The sequence below is a fragment of the Wolbachia endosymbiont of Drosophila baimaii genome (genome assembly GCF_028982185.1).
Lineage (GTDB): Bacteria > Pseudomonadota > Alphaproteobacteria > Rickettsiales > Anaplasmataceae > Wolbachia > Wolbachia pipientis.
The window spans coordinates 1-3932 of the sequence record NZ_JAPQLE010000012.1; the positions used below are offsets into that span (position 1 = coordinate 1).

Annotated in this window: 3 protein-coding genes; all 3 read right to left on the minus strand. The window is 35.9% G+C overall.

Annotation, left to right across the window (positions count from 1 at the left end):
• The coding region (locus tag OZD66_RS00345; protein ID WP_275021867.1) for a hypothetical protein at nucleotides 1-2033 on the minus strand (2033 nt) is incomplete at its 3' end.
• A gap of 152 nt (nucleotides 2034-2185) precedes the next feature.
• The gene (locus OZD66_RS00350; RefSeq protein WP_182366703.1) at nucleotides 2186-2344 is read right to left on the minus strand and encodes a hypothetical protein; all 159 of its coding nucleotides are present in this window, start codon (nucleotides 2342-2344) and stop codon (nucleotides 2186-2188) included.
• A gap of 35 nt (nucleotides 2345-2379) precedes the next feature.
• On the minus strand, nucleotides 2380-3723 hold the full coding sequence (locus OZD66_RS00355) for an alanine:cation symporter family protein (RefSeq protein WP_182366701.1): 1344 nt from the start codon (nucleotides 3721-3723) through the stop codon (nucleotides 2380-2382).
• Between the last annotated feature and the right edge of the window lie 209 nt (nucleotides 3724-3932).

The following is a 3932-nucleotide window of genomic DNA, read 5'->3' on the forward strand; positions in this document are numbered from 1 at the left end:
AACATTCCTCTATTCGAATCCTTTCGTCGTGCTGTTGATTCTGCCTTCCTATGACCTGTTCGGACTATTATGAGAAATGCTATACTATCACTATTAGTTGGAGATATATAGCCTGAATCACTTATACTATTTGGTGTTGAAGCAGAGACACTAACAGTTGGACCTTCCACTATTTTTACATCTGCTAAATCGTCTTTTTGCAATCCATCTTCTTTATCTTGTGACAGTTTATCAGTAGGATCAACTTGCCTTAATCCTCTATTATCCTGCTGTGATCTATCTCTGATTTCTTTAAGAAGATTTTCAGGTGGAGTTTGATCACTTTGTTCAATGTTCTCTAAGCTCTTCTTTAACTGTTCAGGATTTACTTGAGATTGTTCATTATTGTCATGAGTTGGAGATGAATAGCCCGAGTCACTTTTATTATTGAGTGCTGTAGCAGAGAGCGGCTGTTCACTTTCTTTCCACTTAGCATCACTAGCATCTTGGTTATCACTGTTATCTGGAGAAGATGAATAAGGAATTCTGTCCTTTAATGTCTCTAACGGTGATGGGTTATTTTTTCTACTTCCTGCAATTGATGCTTTTCTATCATCAACATCAATGTGCCGTAAGTTGTTTTTCTTGAAATTTCTGATGTCTTGTAACAGATCGCCTTTGCTATTTCCTTCTTGTTGCTGGGTTTTAGGTTGTTGCTGATCATTAGGTGTTTGCTCACTTCTATCTGGTTTTTGGCTTCCAGGTACAGCATGTCCAAATGTAGGATTGTCATACCGTTCATCTTCTTGCCTATTATCTTGATTGTGGCTTACAGACTTGGTGAAAGTAGAACTATCTGAAGAATCAGAAGTTGCACCTTTTTGCTGATTATTAGGTGTTTGCTCATTTTCGCGCAAGTCATCTGGTTTTTGGCTTCCAGATTTGGCTCCCCCTTGCTCATCGAAAATACCTTTTTCAGGTGGTAGTGAACTAGTTCTAGGTGGAAGTGGCGGAGGAGTTTTTTTGTTCTGAGGATTCTCCTCAAAAAGCGATTGTAGGTTATAAACTTGACCTCCCGAATTTGCTTCTCGTGCTGCTTGTCTAAGCTCACGCTTTTCTTTAGCCTCCTGAGAATTAATTTTATCGTCAAAATCTTTTCCAATTCCGCTATCGTAAGACTGCCTTCTGCTGTTAGATTGTGATCCAAAATGTGAATGGTGATCTTCTTTTTTTCGAGTTATATCAGTAGCTTGAACGCTAACATCTCTATTAACATCAATTCTTGTTGTAGTTTCAGATGATAGCTCGTTACTGTCTTTATTATGTTGCATCTCATTCGCTTTTCCTTGTCCTTTTTCCCTGAATTGTATTTCATGCAAGAATAAACCACCTATTTTTACGTCTTTATTTGCTTTTAGCTGATCTTCAGTAACGCCATTACCTTCAATAAGTTTCACACCTTCTTTATCAATATCGACTTTAATAGTACACTTTTCCCCATTCACATACCAATTTAGCGTCATTTCATATGAACCATCGGTTACGACATAATGTCTTATTTTTTTCCCTTCTTCCTCGGCAACAAAACCATGCATTCCGCTCTTTCCATCACTATGCAATGTTGAAAATCCCGAGATTCCATTCTTTTCACAAAAATCACTATTTAAAAATTCGCTGATTTTAAACTCTTTTTTGTTATCTCCCAGCGTAATACTTGCATGATTACCGTATATTGAAACTTTTTTATCTTTAACATCATCATTAATGTTATTAGCAATAGTAATATATTTATTCAACTCTTCTTTAGCTTTATCTTCAAGCTCTTGTCTAGCTGTCTTGTCGCATTCCTGAAGAATAACTCCACATGCTTTATTTTTGTCTTTATCTTCGTTCCAATCCCAATCGGCGCGTTCTGTTAAAAACTTTACTGTGTTAAAATCAACTCTAGCATTATAAATTAGGTCGTCTTCCTTTTTTATTTTATCAAATAAAGGAAAAAATTCTTGAATGCGCTCATTATAAATGTGTTCTTGTTGTGTATCGTTAGTGCCCATATATCCCTCACTAATAACCCTCTGCCTTTAGTTCTAGCTAATACTAGCTAATATAATTATCACAAGCATTGGTTGAATTTTTATTAAGGAAGGTTGTGTTACTAATGTGATGACACAAGCTATTTTATGGTAACATCAAACGATTTAAGTTGTCATTCCAGTCTGGAATCCAGCCTTTCACGAACCCCATCAAAAATGTTGTGTTTTAACGTAAGATTAGCTACTTTTATGCTCACTAACTTAGTGCCAATCAAGATTCCTGGATCCCAGTGTCTGGGCACTGGGATGACATCCTTCTTGGCGGAAATCACTCTTATATCACAACAGCTGCATAGCCTAAATTGCTTTAGCTATAGCTCTGTTTTTGCAACTTCAAATATCTGCTACTCATAGTAAACACTTCTGGATCTTGAGAGGTTAGCTTGAGTATAGCGAGTATGTTGATAAACAACAAAGCAGCAATCGAGATATCAGCAACATCCCATAGCAACCGGACTTTACCTATCGCACCAAGCGGAATGATCATGGTAAAAATTACAATCCAGATTTTAGTGTATTTATTATCCATAGACACATAGCGTATTGTCTGTTTTGAGCAAAAAAACCAAGTAAAAATAGTAGTAAAAGCAAAACAAAACATTATGGCCATAATTAAATAGTCAATATAAGGCCAATTCATTGCCTTTCTAAAAGCAAATATGCACATGTTAGTGCTCTCTAAATCAGTAATCCAAGAATCTGTGACAAGCAGTACCATTGTTGTAATAAACACTATAAACGCAACTATAAAAGGCGATATTATCGTAATTAGACTCTGCTCAATAATAAATTTATTATTATTTTTCTTAGGAACAATTGAAGAATGTACGATTCCTTCAAGGCCAAGCCCTATATCTGTTGCAAAAATACTTCGCAAAGTTCCGACTTGAATAATAGTCAACATTTCTAGAATCAAACCTAGAGATAAACCAGAGTTAAAGCTACTGGTTGTAAAAAAACTGCTTGTTATTAGTTTTAGAGAAGGAAGAATATTTTCACTAAATTTAAATAATATGATACCGCAAAGTGTGAGGTAACTTACCGTCATTATCGGTATCATAGCCGATATAAAAATTTTAATTTTTTTTAAGCTGAGAGCTGCAACAACAAAAAATATTATGGCCATTACAATGCCACCAACAACTACAGGCACATCTATCATATTAAGTGGTATTGATAGAGAATTTACCTGAACAAGGTTACCAACTGTTATTGAAACCATCATCATGATAACTAGAAAGACAATTGTGGCCTTCCTAGAGTTAAACGCATCAGTCATGTAGGCTACAGGGCCACCTATAAACCGTTCGTTCTTTTCCTTTCTGGTTTTTATACTTAGATAACAAGTGACATATTTTATCACAGAAGTGATAACAATAATTATTGCCATCCATAAAATAGAGCCCGGTCCTCCGGTTTTTAGAGCAACAGCAGTTCCTGAAATATTTCCTACTCCTAAATTTCCCCCTAAAATTGTAAACAGAGCGGCTATAGAAGAAAATTTATTTTCTCCTTTTTTAGCTCCAAGGAGTGAAAGGGCGTATGGTAATCTAAATACCTGTAGCCATTTTAGTTTAATCGATAGGTAAACACCAGCAACTAGCATGAGTAATATTGCTGGCAGTAATAAAACAAACTTTACTGTATCCATCTGTAAAAGTGAGATTTTTATTTGAGTATACAACAAAAATTGAAAATACCTAACCTATTTTCTATGTATGACTTCGTTCCTGTCATCCTAGCACCCCTTTCTGTCATCCTAGCGCTCCTTTCTTGTCATCCCAGTGCGTGACACTTGTATCTTTATGATGTGAGGCATTAGAGCTAAAATACCTCACAGGGAGGGTGAAGCTGATGCGA